Source organism: Candidatus Pelagibacter sp. (assembly GCF_052049975.1).
Taxonomy (GTDB): Bacteria; Pseudomonadota; Alphaproteobacteria; order Pelagibacterales; family Pelagibacteraceae; genus Pelagibacter.
This window is the reverse complement of record NZ_JBNGYZ010000002.1, coordinates 482,512-501,193: the sequence shown is the minus strand read 5'-3', so window position 1 is coordinate 501,193 and position 18,682 is coordinate 482,512. Positions and strand designations below refer to the sequence as shown.

Here is an 18,682-nt window from a genome sequence, read left to right as displayed (position 1 = left end):
TTAACAATCTAGAGTATTTCTTCGTTCCCATTCAGTAATTGGTTTAGTTTTATCAAAGTTCTCTTTATTGCTAAATTCCTTCAATTCTGCAGATCTTAGTTTCAAATAACTATTTATTACATCACTTCCAAATGCCTCATTAATCATCTTATTATTTTTTAATCTTTCTAAAGACTCATTAAGATCATTCGGTAGTTTTGGAAGATCTGGATATTTTTCATGATCTTCATACATGTTGCAGTGTAAAGGTTCACCTGGATCAATTTTATTATTCAGACCATCTAAGCCAGCAGCAATCACACCTGCTTGTAACAGGTAAGGATTAGCTGATCCATCCATCAATCTAAGCTCAAATCTTCCTTGATCAGGTATTCTCACCATGTGAGTTCTGTTATTACCAGTGTATGAAATACTACTTGGAGACCAAGTAGCTCCTGATTTTGTAGGTGGTGCATTAATTCTTCTATAACTATTTATTGTTGGATTAAAAAACGCAGATAAAGAGTCAGCGTTTTTTATCAATCCACCTAAAAAATTATATGCTGTTTTACTTAATCCTAGGCTATCAGATTTGTCTAAAAATTTATTTTTTTTCCCCTCCCAGCATGAAACATGTGCATGGCAACCATTGCCAGTTAGATTTGAAAATGGTTTTGGCATGAAAGTTGCTCTTAAACCATGTTTTTCAGCTAAGCTTTTAACCATAAATTTAAAAAATACATGTCGATCAGCTGTTATCAAACAATCTGAATAATCCCAATTCATTTCAAATTGACCATTAGCATCTTCATGATCATTTTGATATGGGTTCCAACCTAATTCAATCATACTGTCACATATTTCTTTGATTAAATCATATCTTCTCATTAGTGCTGATTGATCATAACAAGGTTTAGACTGTATATCTCTTTCATCTGCAATTGATGAACCATCTTCACTTATCAAGAAATATTCACATTCAACACCAGATTTCATATTAAGTTTTTTCTTAGATAATTTTTTTATTTGTTCCTTTAAAATTACTCTTGGGGATGCTTTAACTGGTTTACCATCCATATATAAATCAGAAGCTAACCACCCAATTTCTTTATTCCATGGCAATTGAATTAAACTATCAGGATCTGGAATTGCAAACATATCACTATCTGCGGGAGTCATGTCTAACCAAGTAGCAAACCCAGCAAACCCTGCGCCATTTTCTTGCATTTCATCAATAGCACGCGCTGGCACTAATTTTGAGCGTAAAACTCCAAAGAAGTCTACAAAGCTTATTAAGAAATATTTGATTTTTTGTTGTTTAGCAATTTTTGATAAGTTTTTTGGCATAATTAAAATTTTATTAATTTAGCCGAAACTAATCAACTCTTTTCTTTTAAACCAGGTATCCAATCTGTCCCAGCTAAAGGAACTCTTGCCATCGCTGCAGCTTCAACTGTTAAAGCGACAAGATCCTCAGGTTCTAAATTTCTTACATCTGATTTACCATTTGCTCTAGCAAGTGTTTGTAATTCTAAAGTTAAAGTACTTAAATAATTTTTTAATCTTTTTCCTCCCTCAACAGGATTTAATCTTTCTTCTAATTTAGGATCTTGAGTAGCAACTCCTACGGGGCATCTACCAGTATGACAGTGATGACAAAAACCAGGTTCTGTACCTAATTTTTCATAGTCTTCTCTATATAAATCTGCATTACAGTTAAGTGCCATCATTGCAGCTGAACCAATTGAAACTGCATCTGCACCCATTGCAAGGGCCTTCGCAACATCTGCGCCTGTTCTTATCCCTCCAGATACAACTAACTGAACTTTTCTATGCATATTCAGTTCTTTTAATGCATCAACAGCTTCTCTTAATGCACCTAAAGTAGGTATACCAACATGTTCAATAAAAACATCTTGAGTTGCTGCTGTACCACCCTGCATTCCGTCTAAAACAACAACATCAGCACCAGCTTTTACTGCTAAAGTAGTATCATAGTATGATCTTGCAGCACCAACTTTAATATAAATCGGTTTTTCCCAATTTGTGATTTCTCTTAATTCTTGAATTTTAATTTCTAGGTCATCAGGTCCGGTCCAATCTGGATGTCTGCAAGCACTTCTTTGATCTATGCCTTCTGGTAGAGTTCTCATTCCCGCAACTCTTTTATTAATTTTTTGTCCTAAAAGCATACCACCGCCTCCTGGTTTAGCACCTTGACCAACAACAACCTCAATCGCATCAGCTTTTCTTAAATCATCAGGATTCATTCCATATCTTGATGGCAACAATTGATAAACCAAATATTTTGAGGAACCTCTTTCTTCTTTAGTCATACCACCATCACCAGTAGTTGTTGAAGTTCCCATTTCTGAGGCACCTCTACCCAATGCATCTTTAGCATTTGCACCAAGTGCACCAAAACTCATTCCAGCAATTGTTATTGGAATATCTAAATGTAAAGGCTTCTTTGCAAATCTATCACCAAGAATAACTGAAGTGTTGCACTTTTCCCTATAACCTTCTAGTGGATATCTAGACATGGATGCACCAAGAAAAACAAGATCATCAAAGTCAGGAACTTTTCTTTTAGCTCCAAGCCCTCTTATTTGATAAATTCCCTCATTTGCAGCTCTTTGTATTTCTTGAATTGTAGAAGTTGGAAATGTTTTAAATTCTTTAAGGTTTTTCTTCATTTAATATGATCCTACGTTGTCTATTTTAAAATTATATAAGTTTCTTGCTGATCCATATCTTTTAAAGTTTTTTGGATCTTCTTTAATATTATTATCTTTAAAAATATCTTTTAAAATTTGAATATTTTTCTCATCCATTTTTTTTTCTACACAATCTGCGCCTAAACTTTTTACTTTACCTTTTACAAATATCTTGGCTTCATAAATAGAGTCACCTAGATCTTCATCAGCATCTCCAAATATTATTAAATTTCCTTTTTGAGCCATAAATGCCGACATGTGTCCAACAGAACCTTTGACAATAATATCAATACCTTTCATTGAAATTCCACATCTTGAACTAGCATCACCTTCAATAATAAGAGTTCCGCCATGTCCAGTCGCTCCAGCAGCTTGCGATGCATTACCACAAATTGTTACTTTTCCAGACATCATATTTTCTGCAACGCCAGTTCCGACATTTCCATCCACTTTGATATTTGCTTTTTGATTCATGCCAGCACAATAATAACCAGTGTGTCCTTTAATATTGACATCTATTTCATCTTTCAAACCTGCACAGATAGCATGTTGTCCTTGAGGATTTAAAATCTCAAATTTTCTTTGATTATCTTTTCTATCAATATTTTGAAGATACGAATTAACTTCTCTTAATTTCTTTTTTTTTAAATCTAAATTCATAAACTACCAATGATATACAACACCAGGTTTAGGTTCGAATATTTTTGCTTCATTCACATTAGGCAAATGAGCCATAGCTTGGAATTCAGAAGCTACAGCAACGTAGTCTTTTGTCTCTGCTACCACTGCAGGTTTACAAGCTATTTCATCTCTTAACAAAGCAAATCCATCTTTAGTACCAGCAATAAAAGTGTAGAAACCATCTAAGTCTTTTAAACTGTTATTGAGGGTCTTCTCTAGGTTTTTTCCATTTGAAATTTGATTTGAAATGTAACCAGCTGCTACTTCTGTATCATTTTCAGAATTAAATTTTTGTCCATCTTTAATCAATACTCTTCTAACATTATTATGATTTGAAAGTGAGCCATTATGAACCAAACACTCATCCTCAGCAGTAGAGTAGGGGTGTGATCCTTGTGTAGTTATTGCACTTTCCGTTGCCATTCTTGTGTGACCAATACCATGCGTTCCTGCAAAAGAAGAAAGTTTAAATTTTTTAACTACATCTTTTGGATTTCCAGTTTGTTTAAAAATATTAATACTTTTTCCGTAACCTACAATTGATACTTCATCTAAGTTTTTTTCTATAATTTCTAAAACTTTCTTTGGTTTATCTTTTGTTTCTAGAACAACATGATCAGAAAATATGTTTATCTTGGCTTTTTTTATATATTTTGAAATTTTTTTCTTAAATTGATCAATACTTAAGTTATTTAAACATATTGAGTATTTATAAAGATCTTTTTTTTCTTTTGAATAGATTGCAAAGCCTGCACTATCAGGACCTCTTGTTGCCATTCCGTCTAACATCCCAGATAAAAACTTACCTAAGTGTTTTTCATATTTTTTAGTTTTAAGATATATACCTACTATTCCACACATAAAATTTATTTTACTAAAGATAAAAGAGCGTCCTTATAATAGATTAAATTAACTATTACAATAATGATTACAGCAGCAATAGCTCCATATTTTGCTTTTGGAAAAGCAACTCCTCTCATTTTTGTAGGTGGTAAATTTTTTTCTTCTTCGCTCATAAAGTAATAAAAAAAAGGCGCAGTTAAAATTAACTGCGCCTTTAATTTAATTATTTAATTACCAATTGGCAATATTGTTTTTATAATCATTTGCGCCACGTCTTTTTCTGCTTAACTTTTCAAGCTTTTCGCTCTCAGATTTAGCAGTCAAAACATGCCAACCGATCCATAAAACTATACCTAAGATAACTAGTAAAGTTTCACTAGATCCAGCTCCCGGATAAACTGCTCCGGCAACTTCGTCTGCACTTAAATGATCTATCCAGTTTGTTACTGTAGCCATATATCTCCTTTACCTAGTTGCTGAGGAAACTGCTTTTTCTGCATCTTTATCAGCTTCCATTATTTCATAGTCAAGTCCTGCTAATTCTACTTCACGAGGGATTCTTAATTTACCCATACCGTTAAGTATTTTTGCAAGAACGTAACCTGGTATTAATCCTAGAACAACAAACATAATTATTGCTCCAAGGAATTGTCCTAGTGGATTGATTGTAGCATATGTTGTTCCATCCCACATAGCTCCAACGCTGTATCCAGACGAAGGATAGCCATTTAAAACAAAACCACAAATTACTAGACCAACAAATCCAGCATAACCGTGTACAGCTACAGCTCCAACTGCATCATCAATTTTGAACTTACGTTCAACCCAATAATGAAGTTTGTAAGCAATAACTACACCTATCATACCAATAATCATTGATTGAATTGGATGGTATAAGTCATTTCCGGCTGACGCACAAATAACACCCGCTAATCCACTTGAGTATGTCCAGAAAGGATCGCCTTTAGCAATTACATATCCGGCTAATAATCCTCCTGATAACGACATCAAGAAGTTAAAAGTAATACCACTAAGTGTAGTAGGAGTTACATATATGTTCGTTGCAGTCCAGAATGTTACACCTTCCATTCCATATTCAGGTCCAAGATCAAATATTGGTATATTACATGCAGCATAAAATCCCCAGAAACCAGTATAGATTAAAAATAATCCCACTGTTACAAGCCAAGGATTTCTAGGCCCAATATTTCTTGGTTCACCGCTAGATGAAAATTTACCAATTCTAGGTCCAAGCACCATAAGCACACCTAAAGCAAATCCACCCGCAATCGCGTGAATTACTCCAGAAGCATAGGCATCGTGATAGCCTAAAATTTTGAGCATCCATCCATCAAAATGCCATCCCCACGCTGCATCGATTGTCCAAAACACTGAACCAATTGCTATTGCTAAAATACCAAAAGCAAATGTAGTAATTCTTTCAATCACTGCACCAGAAACAATTGATGCTGCAGTCCATGAAAATAGTAAGAAGGCTGCCCAGAATACACCACTTATATGGTCATTTAAATTTACAGCCATTAAGTCTGAACTAGGCACATACCAAGATGCACTAAAAGCACTATCATCCGTTATCAATGCAGTACTTTCGTTCATTATTGATGGAGCAATTCCTGGTCCTGTTGGAAATGCCCAATATATCCACCAACCAAAGAAAAACCAAGTTACTGTTACAAGTGGTATCAGCATTGTATTTTTCATTAATGTGTGTTGATGGTGTTTATAACGAGAAGCTCCAACTTCATACATACAGAACCCAACGTGAATTAAGAACATTAGGACTACTGTTACCCAGTAGTAAAACTCTGTAAATATGGTCGTAAGAGCACTTAACTGATCAGTCATTTTCTCTCCCCATGTTAGTTTTTTAAAACTTTATTAAAATAGAGGAGTGGTTACAATAATATAAAGACCAGCCATAATGACGCTGGTCTTTATAAAAAATCAACTAATAATTGAGTTTAAAACTTTAAATAAGCTTTTTTCAAATCAACAAGGGGATGTTTTTTTGACATTTGAAATTTGACCAATAGCTCTCTTGCTATCATGTCTCTGTCTTGTTGATTGTTAGGTAGTTTAATAGATTTAGGAATAGTTACCCAACCATTTGCATTTCTGCAAAACACTGCTGGTCTATTTTCTTCATATCCCATATGGACATCTTCTAACCAATTTAAATCATCCCAACCCATAGCTTCTATATATTTTTTAAGAAATGGAGTTAGCTTCTTATAATCTGGTAGGAGATTAACATCATACCTATAGCCGATATGTTGTCCTATCATCTTTTCTCTAGCTGTTTCTTTTGATTTTCCTACAACAGCTTTACTTACCTTTTTAGATTTAGTTTTCTTAACTTTTTTCTTTGGCATAATTAATCCTTATATTTTATGGAAGTTGTCAACACCAACTGTGTAGTTAGTTCCAGCTAGAGGAACTTTAGCTAATGCTGAAGCTTCTGATGTTAATGCCGCTAAATCTTCTGGCTCTAAAGAGTGAATATTAGTTTTACCACATGCTCTAGCTAATAGTTGAGCTTCTAAAGTCATTGTGTGTAAATAATTATATACTCTTAAAGCAGCATCATCAGGATTTAGTCTTGATCTTAGTTTAGGATCTTGAGTAGCCACACCAACTGGACATCTACCAGTATGGCAGTGATAACATTCACCTGCTTTAACTCCCATTTCTTTTTCAAAATTAGACTCAGGAATTTCTTTGTTACAGTTAAGCGCTATCATAGCTCCAGTACCAATTGCAACTGCATCAGCTCCTAATGCCAAACATTTAGCTAGATCAGCACCATCTCTTACACCACCAGCGTAAATTAATGATACTTTTCCATTTTTACCAACATCATCAATTGCTCTTCTTGCTTCTCTGATAGCAGCAATCCCTGGGATACCAGTATTTGCAGCAGCGATATGTGGACCTGCACCAGTAGAACCTTCCATACCATCAATATAGATAGAGTCTGGATCACATTTAGCTGCCATACGAACATCATCATACACTTTAGCAGCACCAAGCTTTAATTGAATTGGCACTTTGTTTTTTGTCAGTTCTCTTAACTCTTGAACTTTTAATGCCAAGTCATCTGGACCCAACCAGTCAGGGTGTCTCGCTGGCGATCTTTGGTCTATACCAGCAGGTAAAGATCTCATTTCAGCTACTTGATCAGTAACTTTTTGACCCATTAGGTGACCACCCATTCCAACTTTTTGACCTTGACCAATAAATACTTCAATACCATCAGCTAATTGTGCATGATGTGGGTTAAAACCATATCTTGATTGAATACATTGGTAGTACCATTTTTCAGAATATCTTCTTTCATCTGGAATCATTCCACCTTCTCCTGAACATGTAGCACTTCCAGCCATTGTAGCTCCCCTTGCTAAAGCTGTTTTAGCTTCATAAGATAAAGCACCAAAACTCATTCCAGTAATATAAACTGGAATATCTAGTTCAACGGGATTTTCACATCTTGGACCAATTACAGTTTTTGTTTCACATTTTTCTCTGTAACCTTCAATTACAAATCTTGTAAGTGTTCCAGGTAAGAATGTTAGGTCGTCAAAATCAGGAATTTTCTTCATCAATGCCATTCCTCGCATTCTGTATCTTCCTAATTCAGCTTTGATATGAATATCGTCAATTACATCAGGAGTAAAAATAGCATTTAGGCCTAGTAAACTTTTATTTCTTCCCCCGCTTTTGTTTAGATGAACGTCAGCTTTTCCACCAACTCCAGCTTGTCCATTTGATTTTTTCTTTTTAGCTTTTGTTTTCTTTTTAGCCATTAAATTGCTCCTTTTTTCTCTGTAGGTTCTAAGTTATCGTAGTTCCAAAGTTTTTTACCAGCTACAACTTTAGTCATCTTACTTACATCAAAGTTTTCACCAATCTCTGCAACTTTTAATTTTCTTTTTAGCCAAGAAACATCATCTGATGTAAGTTCTGCTGTTACAGCGTCACTTCCAAAAGACTCAATTTTTCCACCAATATAAATAATTCCATCATACATAGAGTCACCTAGGTTAATTCCAACATCTCCTAGAATGATTATTCTTCCTCTTTGCATCATGAAGCCTGTAAAAGCTCCAGCGTCACCACCAATTATGATGGTTCCACCTTTCATGTCGATACCAGTTCTAGAACCAACACTACCTTTACAAATTAAATCGCCACCTCTAATAGCAGCACCAAATGAAGAACCAGCATTTTTTTCAATTACTACTTTACCAGCCATCAAATTTTCTGCGCAAGACCAACCAACACGACCATTAACTCTAACTACTGGTCCGTCACACGATCCAACACCAAAGTAACCCAAACTTCCTTCAAAAATTAAATTAAGTTTATTTAATATTCCAACTCCCAAACTGTGTTTTCCTTGAGGGTTTTTGATTACTATAGTTCCAAAACCTTTGCTCATAAGGTTATCTATTTCCTTATTAGCTTCAGTTGCAGTCATATCTTTAACGTCAAGCTCTGTTCTTTTATTAAAATCTACATCGTAAGTTCCAAAATAAAAGAAATTTTCAGCTTCATCAGGATTAAAGAATTTTTGCTGAGTTCTACCAGTAAGCACTTCAGTGTGCATACCCATTGAACGAGCTTTTGATTTTTCAGTCTTTAAATTTGCCATACTTTAACCTCTCCATTAAATGGATCATAAGTGTCAATCTCTTGAGGTAATACTGATCTAATTGCTATTTCCTCAGATCCCATTGCCACAAGATCATCTGATTCATATAGTACTAATGGTTTTGCAGCCATTGTATCTTTTGCCATTCCTAATGAATTTTTAGTCGCAACAAAATATGTAAACACACCATCTAACTCATGAAGAGAATCTTTCATACCTTCTTCAAGCGAAGCACCATTTCTCATTTTATCAGCTAGATATACAGCGATAAGCTCTGAATCACACTCTGACATAAATCTCATGCCTTTGTTTTCAAGAACTCTTCTATTATTCCAATAGTTAGTTAATTGACCATTGTGAACTACCGAAACGTCACTGAAAGGATATCCCCAAAAAGGGTGGGCAGATTTAATATCTACACCAGATTCAGTTGCCATTCTAGCATGACCAATTGCGTGAGTTCCAACTAAGTTCCCCAGGCTATATCTATCACAAACTTCTTTAGCATTTCCTAGATCTTTAATTACCTCTAAAGATTTTCCTAAAGATAATATTTCAACACCAGGAACACTCTCAATTTTTTCAGATAAATCTCTTAGATCCTTTGCATCATATGTGATTTCATATCTTAAAGAGTAGGGAAGAATTCTTTCTTCTTTAATTATGTTAGCACCTAACTCTTTTAATTTAGCATTTACTATTTTTATTCTTTCATCATAAACAGAAACATCTTCCATTACAGATGAACTTCCTTCACCAACATTTTCACCGACTTTAAATCTCATAATGAAATTTTTTCCGTCAGTATCTCCATATAACGCATATCCAGTAGAGTCTTCTCCTCTATGTTTTAAAGCTTGAAGCATACCTTGAAGTTCACTTCCAACATTAGAAGATTTATTTCTATGTATAAGTCCTGCTATTCCACACATATCTTTTCCTTATGTTAAATTGTTAATTTATATTCCTTTTTTCTACTACGGTAGACAATCTAAATAAGTATCTAGATCCCATTGAGTTGTAGCTCCAAGGAATCTTTCCCACTCATCGTTTTTATACCAATGAAAAATCTTGTACATTTCATCTGGCATTGCAGATTGAATTATTTTGTCTTCCGATAATCTATCTAAAGCTTCACCAAGACTTAATGGAAGTTTTTTTACATCCTTACCTGCTTTTTGAGCTTCGTATATGTTTCTAGACTCAGGTTTACCTGGATCAATGTTATTTGATATTCCATCATCAAATGCTTTTAACAAAGCTGCACCCATTAAATACGGGTTATGCATTGAATCTACAGATCTATACTCAAATCTACCTGGAGCAGAAACTCTTAGACCACAAGTTCTATTTTGATAACCCCAATCTGCATACACAGGCGCCCAAAAACCTTGGTCCCATAATCTTCTATAAGAGTTAACTGTTGATGAACCTATAGCAGTAAGCGCTGGTAAATGTTTCATTACCCCTCCAATAGATTGTAATCCAACTTTTCCTGGAAGCTGCATATCTTTTGTATCAGGCATAAATGTATTTTCTCCACCCTCAACATAAGTAAATACCTCGTCAACTCCAGGTAAACTCTTATGACCAAGTTTATTTACTTTATCTTTTCCACCTTTCCATAAAGACATATTTGTATGACAACCACTTGCAGACACACCCATAAATGGTTTAGTCATAAAGCAAGCAATTAAACCATGCTCCCTAGCTACCTGCGCACAAATTTGTCTGTAAGTAGAAAGTCTATCAGCATTTCTAAGTACATCATCAAACATCCAATTAAGTTCTAATTGACCAGGAGCATCTTCATGGTCACCTTGAATCATGTCTAGCCCCATTGCATTTGCATACTCAATTACTTTCATGAAAACAGGTCTTAAAGATTCAAATTGATCTATATGATAACAAAATGGTTTTGAGAAACCTTTTCCAGTAGGAGTTCCATCCTCATTTTTCGTTAACCACATCATTTCAGGTTCTGTTCCTACTCTCATTTGATAACCATGCTTCTTCTTAAACTCTTCAGCAATAATTCTTAAGTTTCCTCTGCAATCAGATGTTAAATGTCCACCTGGATTTTCTCTTTCTTCTCTATTTCTAAAACATGTACAATAAACTCTTGCTACTTTTTTATCCCAAGGCAACTGAACAAAAGTTTCAGGATCAGGGATACCAACTAATTCTTTAGCTTCAGGTCCATATCCAATGTAATTATTATGACGATCTAAAAATAAATTTGCTGTTGCACCATAAACAAGTTGAAAACCTTTTTCCGCTGTTCTTTCCCAATGATCAGCTGGTATACCTTTACCTACAATTCTACCTGTTACTGAAATGAACTGGAAATAAATATAAGTAATTCCTAACTCATTAATTTTTTCTCTAACTTTTTTTACAAGTTTATCTCTGCCTGGTTGATTTACATGTTTTTCTAGATCAGTCATTTTTTCCCCTTTTTAATTTTCAGAACAAAAAGTTAACTGAAATCAAAAAGTCTGTCTACTTGGATAATTAGCTCCAAGGGAACGGACTGTTAGAAGTAGGGTGAAGCTCACCTTTCTCGTACCGGTTGAATCTAAACGGTTTTAACAATTCACTTTCTTGTCCTAAAATTTCTTTAGCAACCAACTCACCAACACCTATCATTTTATATCCGTGGTTAGCGTCAGCAATTAAATATACATTTTCTAAAAATCTATCAAAGATTGGAAAAGAGTCTGGTGTCATACATCCAAGACCTCCTGAAGGTCCTTTTCTATATAGGTCAGACTTACCTTCAAATCTTTTTTGGCAATGAGCTAAAGCAGAACACCACATATCATTAAATGCTTCTGTAGTTTGGTATTCTGGTGACTCAATTCCGTATGGGTCTACATTAACTTGATCAAAATGTTTATCAACTATGTAAGGAGAAGTTCCACCTTGAACACCAAGACCTTCAATATCTGGTTTGTAATAGATTCCCCAAATTTTATCTGTAATTAGTTTTTTTGTTTTATCTGAATATAAAGGTGCAGTAGAGTCCACGTGTATTACAGGTGGTTGTTCACCATTATTCATTTTCAAAAAATCTGGCTCCACACCAATAACACCCTCTTGTAACATCCAATATGTCCACATGTCAGTTGTGTGCATTTTACCATCTTTATCTTTAATGTTTGCTGTTTTTGGTAGCTCTAACATATTCCAAAAATCTCTTGCCCAAGGGCCAGCACCAATTACTACTTGATCACAATCAATAACTCCTTTATCAGTTTCCACTCCTGTAACAGCCTTGCTATTACTACCTCTTTTGAAACCATTAACAGTTATACCTTTTATAACTTGAACACCGTTAGAAGTTGATTTGTTTTCTAATGCTTTAATTGAATCTTTATTGAACGCATATCCACCTTTTTTTTCATGAAGCACAGATGTAATTCCTTGTGCTTGCCAATCATCGAACATGCCTTTCATATACTTCATGCAATCTTTTTCACCTTCAATAAATTCAGAATCGTATCCGATTGCTTTTTGTTGTTCATAAATTGTTGCAACATCTGCATGCATTACTTCTGGTGATATTTGTAAATAACCTACAGCATTGTATTTAAATGCTTTAGGGTCACTCTCCCAAACTTCTACTGAGTGAGCCATTAATTCTCTCATTGCAGGTTGGAAATAGTTATTTCTAACAACTCCACATGCAATTCCGCTAGCACCTGCAGCTGTATCTTTTTTTTCTAGAACAACTATATCGCCAGGGTTTTTATAAGTTTCTGATAATTTCCAAGCTGTACTCAAACCATGAATACCGCCACCAATGATAACAACTTTTGCTTTTGAAGGTATAGACATAATCGAAACATTATTTTTTTGTAAAACAAAAAAATATATTATTTTTTATATATAATTTTTAGAAGCTTTAGATCTACAACTTTTAATTGTTGATAAAGTTTAGAAGCTTAGATTTTTAAGAGTTGTTAAATAATTACCAAATTCTTCAATAAATCCTTGGGTAGGGATCACATATTTCTTTCGGTGATCTTTACCTTTTTTCTCTAAACTAAAGAAATTTTTCTCACACGCTTCTTTGATCATCAAAGCTGACTTAGGTCTAGATGTCTTAAACAGTCTGGTTTTTAATTCTTCTACTGACAGATTCTCTTTTCTTTTAAATGAATTCATTACAATTAACATCATATGATAGTGAGAAGGTGATTTTCTAAAAAAATAATTACTAGATGTATGTGAAAGCTTCATTTGTTCTTCCCAAAACTCTAGAAGATCTTTTGATGTTTTTGGCATTTATTTACGCTCTAACTCTTGTTTTGTCAGGATCATAAAAAGGAAACCTAACAACTTTTGCTGAAATTCTTTTTTGATGACCATCAATTTTTCCTATTTCTACTTCAGTTCCAATTTCTGAGTATTGTGCATCAATTCTACATAAAGCTACATTTTTATTTAAAACAGTTGATAAACATCCGCTAGTAATAATTCCAACTTGAGATCTTCCAATGTGAACACAATCACCATGACCTGCAGGCTCTTTTCCAATCAATTCTAAACCAACTAATTTTTTTTGAGGATTTTCTTTTCTTTTCTTTAATTCTTCTTTTCCAATAAAATCATCTTCTTTAGTTTTTAGTGGAACAGCAAAACCTATACCAGCTTCAAAAGGATCTTGTTGACCATCAAACTCAGCACCGAATAAAATTAATCCTGCTTCTATTCTAAGTTTATCTAATGCAGCAAAGCCTGCAGGAATAATTCCATATTCTTTTCCAGCTTCCATTAATTTATCCCAAACTTCAGGAGCATGTTTTGGATGACACCACACTTCATAGCCAAGCTCACCCGTGTAACCAGTTCTCGAAACAATTAATGGGATTCCTTGTAACTCTTCAACTCTACATATTGTAAATCTAAACCAACCAAGCTCATCAATAGATGGTTGAGTAGGTGGAGTAAAAATTATTTTTTTTAAGATATCTCTACTCATTGGTCCTTGAATAGAAACGTTACTAATTTGATCTGTAGAATTTTTGATTATAACTTTATAGTTTTTCTTTTTGGCAACTTCTTTTAACCATTCACCCGCATATTCATCTCCACAAATCCATCTAAAACCAGTTTCACTTAATCTTAATAATGTTCCATCATCAAACATCATTCCATTTTCATAGCACATTGCAGAATAAACAATTTGTCCAACAGATAATTTCTTAATATTTCTTGTTAGAGTGTAGTTACATAATTCTTCTGCATCAGGTCCAATGATCTCAAATTTTCTTAAAGATGACAAATCAATTAAAACAGCTTTCTCTCTACAAGCATTATATTCGTTAACTAGACCGTGTTTTGTATAATCATTAGGTAACCAGAAACCTCTAGCATCAACAAAGTTTCTTGTTAGTTTTGAAGTTCTTTCATAGAAGCCAGAGTTTTTTGTAAGTTTTTTTTCTGAATCCGTTTTCATTCTAAATGCAAAAGATTTACTAAATTCTTTTTTTTTATCGTAAGTTCTAACAAAAATATCTGTAGGATTCCATGAATTACATGCATCGATATCACTTGGACATGCCGTAGTACCTATTGTTAAATCTTTTAAAGCTTTAAACATCACATAATCGCCAGGTCTTGAATAAGACTCATCTGATATAACAGAATTTAATCCAGCAGCTGATGTATTGAAAAATAAATTTATTGCATGCCATCCTTTTTGTTTTTGAACTCCATACTTTGACATAGACTCTGTTAAATTATCTGAACAATTAGGATGTCCAAAGTAACCCGCATCTTCATAATATTTTGAAGTACAGGCTAAGTTAAAAGTATCATGTTTTCCGACGGTATCTCTTATAACCTCTACTAGTGGTTCATGATCAGTATCATAAAATTTTGAAAACAATCCTGGGCCAGGAAATGTATTTCCCATAAATGTTCTTGTTGTTTGCCAGTCTAAACCTTTTTCTATCCCTTTTTCTAATTTTCTTGTATCGAAAGCTACAAAGTCTGAACATTGTCTACCTGTTGGGCTTATAACTTGAATGTAGTCTCCTTCTTTTACCTCATAAGCAATTGAAGTTTCTTTATCTATATTTTGTTCATACAAAGGTTCGAATATTGGATCAGGAATTATATTCAGTTCTTTATCGTTTATAATTTTTGCTCTTTTAATAAAAATAGTTAATTCACTTGCAGGATTTTGGTTTGTCACCAACATATCTTCACTTGGAGCAGAGAAAATTGCGTAACATTTATCTTTTGATTTTAATTTAATTTTTTCACCTGGAGGAGTATCTTTGTCAAAAACTATAGATGATCTTGATTGAGTAATATCTAAGTTTCTTTTTTTTAATTGATAGTTTGTTGCTAGAATAGTTTCATCTTTTCCATTTAAAATATCTCTAATAAAATTTTTATCTGAATTTTCTCTAAGATTAAGAATACCTACTTCTGACTTACCATCTTTATTAAAACAAATTACTTCACAAATTTGATTTCCTTCATCATTTATGATTTCAACTTCATCGTCAGGAAACAATTGAAAAGCAGTTAGACCTCCACTGTTAACGACGTGTCTTTCTACTCCTGGAGGTAGGACATTTAGTCCAGGTTCTTTAATGTCCAAAGTCGTTTTCATGAAACACTTATATTTTAATAATAATTATAACTTGTTTATATTTTTTATATATAAAAAAAATAATTAATGTTGAAGGTAATTTAAATTTATAGTTAGATATTCTTAATTAGGAATAAGGAAAGGGAAAAAATGAAAAAGTTAATATCAACTCTATCAGCAGCAGTGATAGCTTTAGTGAGTTTTACTGGAGTATCTAACGCAGCAGATAGTAAAAAACCAATAGTTATCCCAACTCATAACTGGTCTTCACAAGTAGTAATGGCTTATGTAATCGGTGGTATTTTTGAGTCTATGGGTAACAATGTAAAATATGTACCAGCAGACTCACAAGCTGTATACGAGTCAATTAGAATTGGCGATGTAACAATCTCACACGAGGTATGGGAGTCAGCTTTTGGTAAATCATTTACAACAGCTTTAGAAAAAGGTGGTATCCTTGACTGGGGTGATCATGAAGCAAGAACTCTTGAAGATATGGGTTATCCAAACTGGGTTGCAGAAAAAGGTCTATGCCCAGGTCTTCCAGACTGGACTGCTCTAAAAAATCCTGACTGTGCAAAAAACTTTGTAACACCTGACTCTGGTGGTAAAGGTAGAATGTTAGAAGGTCCACAATCTTGGCACGGTGACTTAATCCCTCAAAGAGTTGAAGCTCTTGGATTAGGTGATTTATGGACTGTTAAATTTGCTGGTGGTGCTGATGCATTATGGGCAGAATTAGCAGCAGCAGAAAAAGAAGGTAGAGGAACTATAATTTTCAACTGGACACCAAACTTTACTGATGGTGCTGGTTTTACATTTATCGACTTCCCTCCATACACAGCTGGTTGCAGACCAGAAGATGGTGGTGATGGAAAATGTGGTTCTCCTGATGGTTACTTAAAGAAAGCTGTTAACGCAGATTTCCCAAAAACTCATCCAGCAGCAGCTGCAGCATTTAAGAAAATGTCTTTCTCAACAAGTCACATTGGTGCAATGGCATCATTAGTTGATATCGACAAACTTTCTCATGAAGATGCTGCTAAAAAATGGTTAGCTGATAATGAGAGTGTTTGGAAGCCATTTACTAAATAAAGGTAAATCAAATTAAACTTTTAAATCTCTCCCAACTTTGTTGGGGGAGATTTTTTTTAATTAAATTCTTGTGTAAGATAATGAAATGAAAAATTTACTATTAACTTTAATTTTTACTTTTTTAATTTCAACTTCAGTTTTTGCAAGAAGCACTGGTTGCAAGGAGGGGAATTGTGAAAATGGTTTTGGTAAATGGATCTATACAGATAAGACTACTTATGAGGGTGAGTGGGTAGCAACAAAAAAACATGGTCAAGGAACAGAAACATGGCCTAATGGCTATATCTATAAAGGTGAGTTCAAAAATAGTGTTTGGAGCGGTCAAGGAACTTTAATATTTCCTGATGGTTCAAAATATGAAGGTAGTTGGGAAAATGGTTTTATGAATGGCGAAGGAAAATTTACATTACCCGATGGCACAGAAACAGTTGGAATTTGGAAAAACGGAGAACTTCAAAAATAAGTTATGGTTGAAAAATTTAAAACTCTTCCTGACAATGTAAAACAATTTGTGGGACTTGTTACTGTCACTGTAATTGTGATTTTATTTTTTACAATTTTAAATAATATTTTCGGTGGTGGAGACGAGCTTATTGCGAAGATGAAAGCAGAAGAGGAAAGAATTGCCCAAGAAAGAAAATTGAATGAAGTTATTTCAAAACTTCCATCAGGAATTTTAGTTACTTATGATGGTACTGAAAATCACAGATTAACTGACGAAATTTATGAGTCAGTATGTAAGGTGACAAAATTAATTCCGCAACGCGCAGTAATGGGAGCAAATTTGATTAATTATAAAGCTTTTCAAATTTATACTAATAACGGAAATTTGATTAAGGAAACATTTGTAAAATGGGAAAACAATAAATGTTTCGCTGGCTTTACTTTAGAAGGACCACTGGATGATGGCACAATTGAAACAATTACAGTTAGCGGGGAAGCATTAAGTTTTTTAAGCACAGGTATTGATACCAGAGTTTATTATATAAAAAATTTTTAGGAGGTAGAGAAAGTTTATACAGTTTATTTTATTAAGTTTTTTGTGTAGGCTACTAGTAATTTATGTCTGAAGCAGTAATAAAATGTGAAGGTGTATACAAAATTTTTGGTGCTAATGCCAAAGAGATGCTTGAAAAAGCTGATGGCAATGTAGATGCAAAAACTTTTCAAGAAAATGGATGTATAGTTGGTGTTAACAACGCCTCCTTTGAGGTTGCAAAAGGTGAAATGTTAGTTGTTATGGGTTTATCAGGTTCAGGTAAATCTACTTTATTAAGATGCATTTCAAGATTAACTGATGCTACATCTGGAAAAGTTTTTATAGAAGGACAGGATTTATTATCTTTAAAAGATAAAGATTTAATTGAATTGAGACGAAATAAGATGGGTATGGTATTTCAAAGTTTTGCTCTGTTACCTCACAAAACAGTTATTGAAAACATTGCTTTTCCTCTTCAGATCAAAGGTATTAAAACTGAAGAAAGTATTAATAAAGCATTAGACATGGCGAAATTAGTTGGTCTTGAGGGTCGAGAAAATTACTTTCCAAGAGAACTCTCTGGTGGCCAGCAACAAAGAGTTGGAATTGCAAGATCACTAGCAGTAGAGCCTGATATATGGTTTCTTGATGAACCTTTTTCAGCATTAGACCCTCTTATCAGAAAAGAAATGCAAGATGAATTTTTAAGACTTCAAGAAAAACTTCAAAAAACAATTATGTTTATTACACATGATTTTGATGAAGCTTTAAAACTTGCAGATAGAATTGCAATTATGAAAGATGGCATAATTGAACAATTAGATACACCAGCAAACATAGTTTTAAATCCTGCTACTGAATATGTTAGAAAATTTACAGAAGAAGTACCAAGAGAAAAAGTTTTAAAAATAGAAGATGTGATGGATAAACAAAATACTGATAATTTAGGAAGCATTAAGGTTTCAAAAAATGATATTATAGAGGATGTTGCAGAAAAAATTTTAACTCAAGAAAGTATTGTAGGAGTTACAGACGAAAATAACAAAATCATTGGTTCAATTAAACCCTCTAAAATAATTGATACTGTTTTTGGAGGAAAAAAATAA

19 protein-coding genes are annotated in these 18,682 nt (G+C 33.7%); 4 read left to right on the top strand and 15 right to left on the bottom strand.

Features of this window, described 5'->3' with window-relative positions:
- The 15 genes from glnT to ACTT9U_RS06345 all read right to left on the bottom strand — a co-directional run bounded on the left by glnT (position 1) and on the right by ACTT9U_RS06345 (position 15,523).
- Positions 1-1,326, bottom strand: a complete 1,326-nt coding sequence (gene glnT / locus ACTT9U_RS06415; protein WP_440932333.1) for a type III glutamate--ammonia ligase — start codon at positions 1,324-1,326, stop codon at positions 1-3.
- Positions 1,327-1,358: 32 nt separating this feature from the next.
- On the bottom strand, positions 1,359-2,675 hold the full coding sequence (locus ACTT9U_RS06410) for an FMN-binding glutamate synthase family protein (protein ID WP_440932332.1): 1,317 nt from the start codon (positions 2,673-2,675) through the stop codon (positions 1,359-1,361).
- On the bottom strand, positions 2,676-3,356 hold the full coding sequence (locus ACTT9U_RS06405) for a protein glxC (RefSeq protein ID WP_440932331.1): 681 nt from the start codon (positions 3,354-3,356) through the stop codon (positions 2,676-2,678). It abuts the gene before it with no gap.
- Positions 3,357-3,359: 3 nt separating this feature from the next.
- On the bottom strand, positions 3,360-4,238 hold the full coding sequence (locus ACTT9U_RS06400) for a class II glutamine amidotransferase (RefSeq protein ID WP_440932330.1): 879 nt from the start codon (positions 4,236-4,238) through the stop codon (positions 3,360-3,362).
- 5 nt (positions 4,239-4,243) lie between these two features.
- Positions 4,244-4,393, bottom strand: coding sequence for a hypothetical protein (locus tag ACTT9U_RS06395; protein WP_440932329.1), 150 nt, complete (start codon positions 4,391-4,393; stop codon positions 4,244-4,246).
- 58 nt (positions 4,394-4,451) lie between these two features.
- Complete coding sequence (locus tag ACTT9U_RS06390; protein WP_440932328.1) at positions 4,452-4,676, bottom strand: hypothetical protein; 225 nt, start codon at positions 4,674-4,676, stop codon at positions 4,452-4,454.
- Positions 4,677-4,685: 9 nt separating this feature from the next.
- Positions 4,686-6,086 carry an ammonium transporter gene (locus ACTT9U_RS06385; protein WP_440932327.1) on the bottom strand — a complete coding sequence of 467 codons (1,401 nt, stop codon included), beginning with the start codon at positions 6,084-6,086 and terminating at the stop codon, positions 4,686-4,688.
- Between the two features lie 116 nt (positions 6,087-6,202).
- On the bottom strand, positions 6,203-6,613 hold the full coding sequence (locus tag ACTT9U_RS06380; protein WP_440932326.1) for a hypothetical protein: 411 nt from the start codon (positions 6,611-6,613) through the stop codon (positions 6,203-6,205).
- A 9-nt stretch (positions 6,614-6,622) separates the two neighbouring features.
- Positions 6,623-8,044: an FMN-binding glutamate synthase family protein gene (locus tag ACTT9U_RS06375; protein WP_440929930.1), complete on the bottom strand. Its 1,422-nt coding sequence runs from the start codon at positions 8,042-8,044 to the stop codon at positions 6,623-6,625.
- A complete protein-coding gene (locus tag ACTT9U_RS06370; RefSeq protein WP_014953530.1) occupies positions 8,044-8,892 on the bottom strand; it encodes a GXGXG motif-containing protein in 849 nt (282 codons plus the stop codon). The genes ACTT9U_RS06375 and ACTT9U_RS06370 overlap by 1 nt, the downstream gene beginning before the upstream one ends.
- Positions 8,880-9,824: a glutamine amidotransferase gene (locus ACTT9U_RS06365; protein WP_440932325.1), complete on the bottom strand. Its 945-nt coding sequence runs from the start codon at positions 9,822-9,824 to the stop codon at positions 8,880-8,882. The genes ACTT9U_RS06370 and ACTT9U_RS06365 overlap by 13 nt, the downstream gene beginning before the upstream one ends.
- Before the next feature lie 45 nt (positions 9,825-9,869).
- Positions 9,870-11,339 carry a glutamine synthetase family protein gene (locus ACTT9U_RS06360; RefSeq protein ID WP_440932324.1) on the bottom strand — a complete coding sequence of 490 codons (1,470 nt, stop codon included), beginning with the start codon at positions 11,337-11,339 and terminating at the stop codon, positions 9,870-9,872.
- 67 nt (positions 11,340-11,406) lie between these two features.
- Positions 11,407-12,732, bottom strand: a complete 1,326-nt coding sequence (locus ACTT9U_RS06355) for an NAD(P)/FAD-dependent oxidoreductase (protein ID WP_440932323.1) — start codon at positions 12,730-12,732, stop codon at positions 11,407-11,409.
- Between the two features lie 99 nt (positions 12,733-12,831).
- Complete coding sequence (locus ACTT9U_RS06350; RefSeq protein WP_440932322.1) at positions 12,832-13,182, bottom strand: hypothetical protein; 351 nt, start codon at positions 13,180-13,182, stop codon at positions 12,832-12,834.
- A 4-nt stretch (positions 13,183-13,186) separates the two neighbouring features.
- Positions 13,187-15,523 (bottom strand): DUF1989 domain-containing protein, encoded by a 2,337-nt coding sequence (locus ACTT9U_RS06345; protein ID WP_440932321.1) that lies wholly within the window; start codon positions 15,521-15,523, stop codon positions 13,187-13,189.
- A gap of 129 nt (positions 15,524-15,652) precedes the next feature.
- On the opposite strand from ACTT9U_RS06345, the gene ACTT9U_RS06340 reads away from it, so the two are divergent.
- From ACTT9U_RS06340 to ACTT9U_RS06325, 4 genes are all read left to right on the top strand, one after another.
- Positions 15,653-16,597, top strand: a complete 945-nt coding sequence (locus tag ACTT9U_RS06340) for an ABC transporter substrate-binding protein (RefSeq protein WP_440932320.1) — start codon at positions 15,653-15,655, stop codon at positions 16,595-16,597.
- 85 nt (positions 16,598-16,682) lie between these two features.
- On the top strand, positions 16,683-17,060 hold the full coding sequence (locus tag ACTT9U_RS06335) for an MORN repeat-containing protein (protein WP_440932319.1): 378 nt from the start codon (positions 16,683-16,685) through the stop codon (positions 17,058-17,060).
- A 3-nt stretch (positions 17,061-17,063) separates the two neighbouring features.
- Positions 17,064-17,597 carry a hypothetical protein gene (locus tag ACTT9U_RS06330; RefSeq protein ID WP_440932318.1) on the top strand — a complete coding sequence of 178 codons (534 nt, stop codon included), beginning with the start codon at positions 17,064-17,066 and terminating at the stop codon, positions 17,595-17,597.
- 62 nt (positions 17,598-17,659) lie between these two features.
- The gene (locus ACTT9U_RS06325; protein WP_440932317.1) at positions 17,660-18,682 is read left to right on the top strand and encodes a quaternary amine ABC transporter ATP-binding protein; all 1,023 of its coding nucleotides are present in this window, start codon (positions 17,660-17,662) and stop codon (positions 18,680-18,682) included.

What these genes read in the sequence shown, in the direction of transcription:
- glnT (WP_440932333.1), bottom strand. Translation starts at nt 1,326, where the DNA reads ATGCCAAAAAACTTATCAAAAATTGCTAAACAACAAAAAATCAAATAT.
- ACTT9U_RS06410 (WP_440932332.1), bottom strand. Translation starts at nt 2,675, where the DNA reads ATGAAGAAAAACCTTAAAGAATTTAAAACATTTCCAACTTCTACAATT.
- ACTT9U_RS06405 (WP_440932331.1), bottom strand. Translation starts at nt 3,356, where the DNA reads ATGAATTTAGATTTAAAAAAAAAGAAATTAAGAGAAGTTAATTCGTAT.
- ACTT9U_RS06400 (WP_440932330.1), bottom strand. Translation starts at nt 4,238, where the DNA reads ATGTGTGGAATAGTAGGTATATATCTTAAAACTAAAAAATATGAAAAA.
- ACTT9U_RS06395 (WP_440932329.1), bottom strand. Translation starts at nt 4,393, where the DNA reads ATGAGCGAAGAAGAAAAAAATTTACCACCTACAAAAATGAGAGGAGTT.
- ACTT9U_RS06390 (WP_440932328.1), bottom strand. Translation starts at nt 4,676, where the DNA reads ATGGCTACAGTAACAAACTGGATAGATCATTTAAGTGCAGACGAAGTT.
- ACTT9U_RS06385 (WP_440932327.1), bottom strand. Translation starts at nt 6,086, where the DNA reads ATGACTGATCAGTTAAGTGCTCTTACGACCATATTTACAGAGTTTTAC.
- ACTT9U_RS06380 (WP_440932326.1), bottom strand. Translation starts at nt 6,613, where the DNA reads ATGCCAAAGAAAAAAGTTAAGAAAACTAAATCTAAAAAGGTAAGTAAA.
- ACTT9U_RS06375 (WP_440929930.1), bottom strand. Translation starts at nt 8,044, where the DNA reads ATGGCTAAAAAGAAAACAAAAGCTAAAAAGAAAAAATCAAATGGACAA.
- ACTT9U_RS06370 (WP_014953530.1), bottom strand. Translation starts at nt 8,892, where the DNA reads ATGGCAAATTTAAAGACTGAAAAATCAAAAGCTCGTTCAATGGGTATG.
- ACTT9U_RS06365 (WP_440932325.1), bottom strand. Translation starts at nt 9,824, where the DNA reads ATGTGTGGAATAGCAGGACTTATACATAGAAATAAATCTTCTAATGTT.
- ACTT9U_RS06360 (WP_440932324.1), bottom strand. Translation starts at nt 11,339, where the DNA reads ATGACTGATCTAGAAAAACATGTAAATCAACCAGGCAGAGATAAACTT.
- ACTT9U_RS06355 (WP_440932323.1), bottom strand. Translation starts at nt 12,732, where the DNA reads ATGTCTATACCTTCAAAAGCAAAAGTTGTTATCATTGGTGGCGGTATT.
- ACTT9U_RS06350 (WP_440932322.1), bottom strand. Translation starts at nt 13,182, where the DNA reads ATGCCAAAAACATCAAAAGATCTTCTAGAGTTTTGGGAAGAACAAATG.
- ACTT9U_RS06345 (WP_440932321.1), bottom strand. Translation starts at nt 15,523, where the DNA reads ATGAAAACGACTTTGGACATTAAAGAACCTGGACTAAATGTCCTACCT.
- ACTT9U_RS06340 (WP_440932320.1), top strand. Translation starts at nt 15,653, where the DNA reads ATGAAAAAGTTAATATCAACTCTATCAGCAGCAGTGATAGCTTTAGTG.
- ACTT9U_RS06335 (WP_440932319.1), top strand. Translation starts at nt 16,683, where the DNA reads ATGAAAAATTTACTATTAACTTTAATTTTTACTTTTTTAATTTCAACT.
- ACTT9U_RS06330 (WP_440932318.1), top strand. Translation starts at nt 17,064, where the DNA reads ATGGTTGAAAAATTTAAAACTCTTCCTGACAATGTAAAACAATTTGTG.
- ACTT9U_RS06325 (WP_440932317.1), top strand. Translation starts at nt 17,660, where the DNA reads ATGTCTGAAGCAGTAATAAAATGTGAAGGTGTATACAAAATTTTTGGT.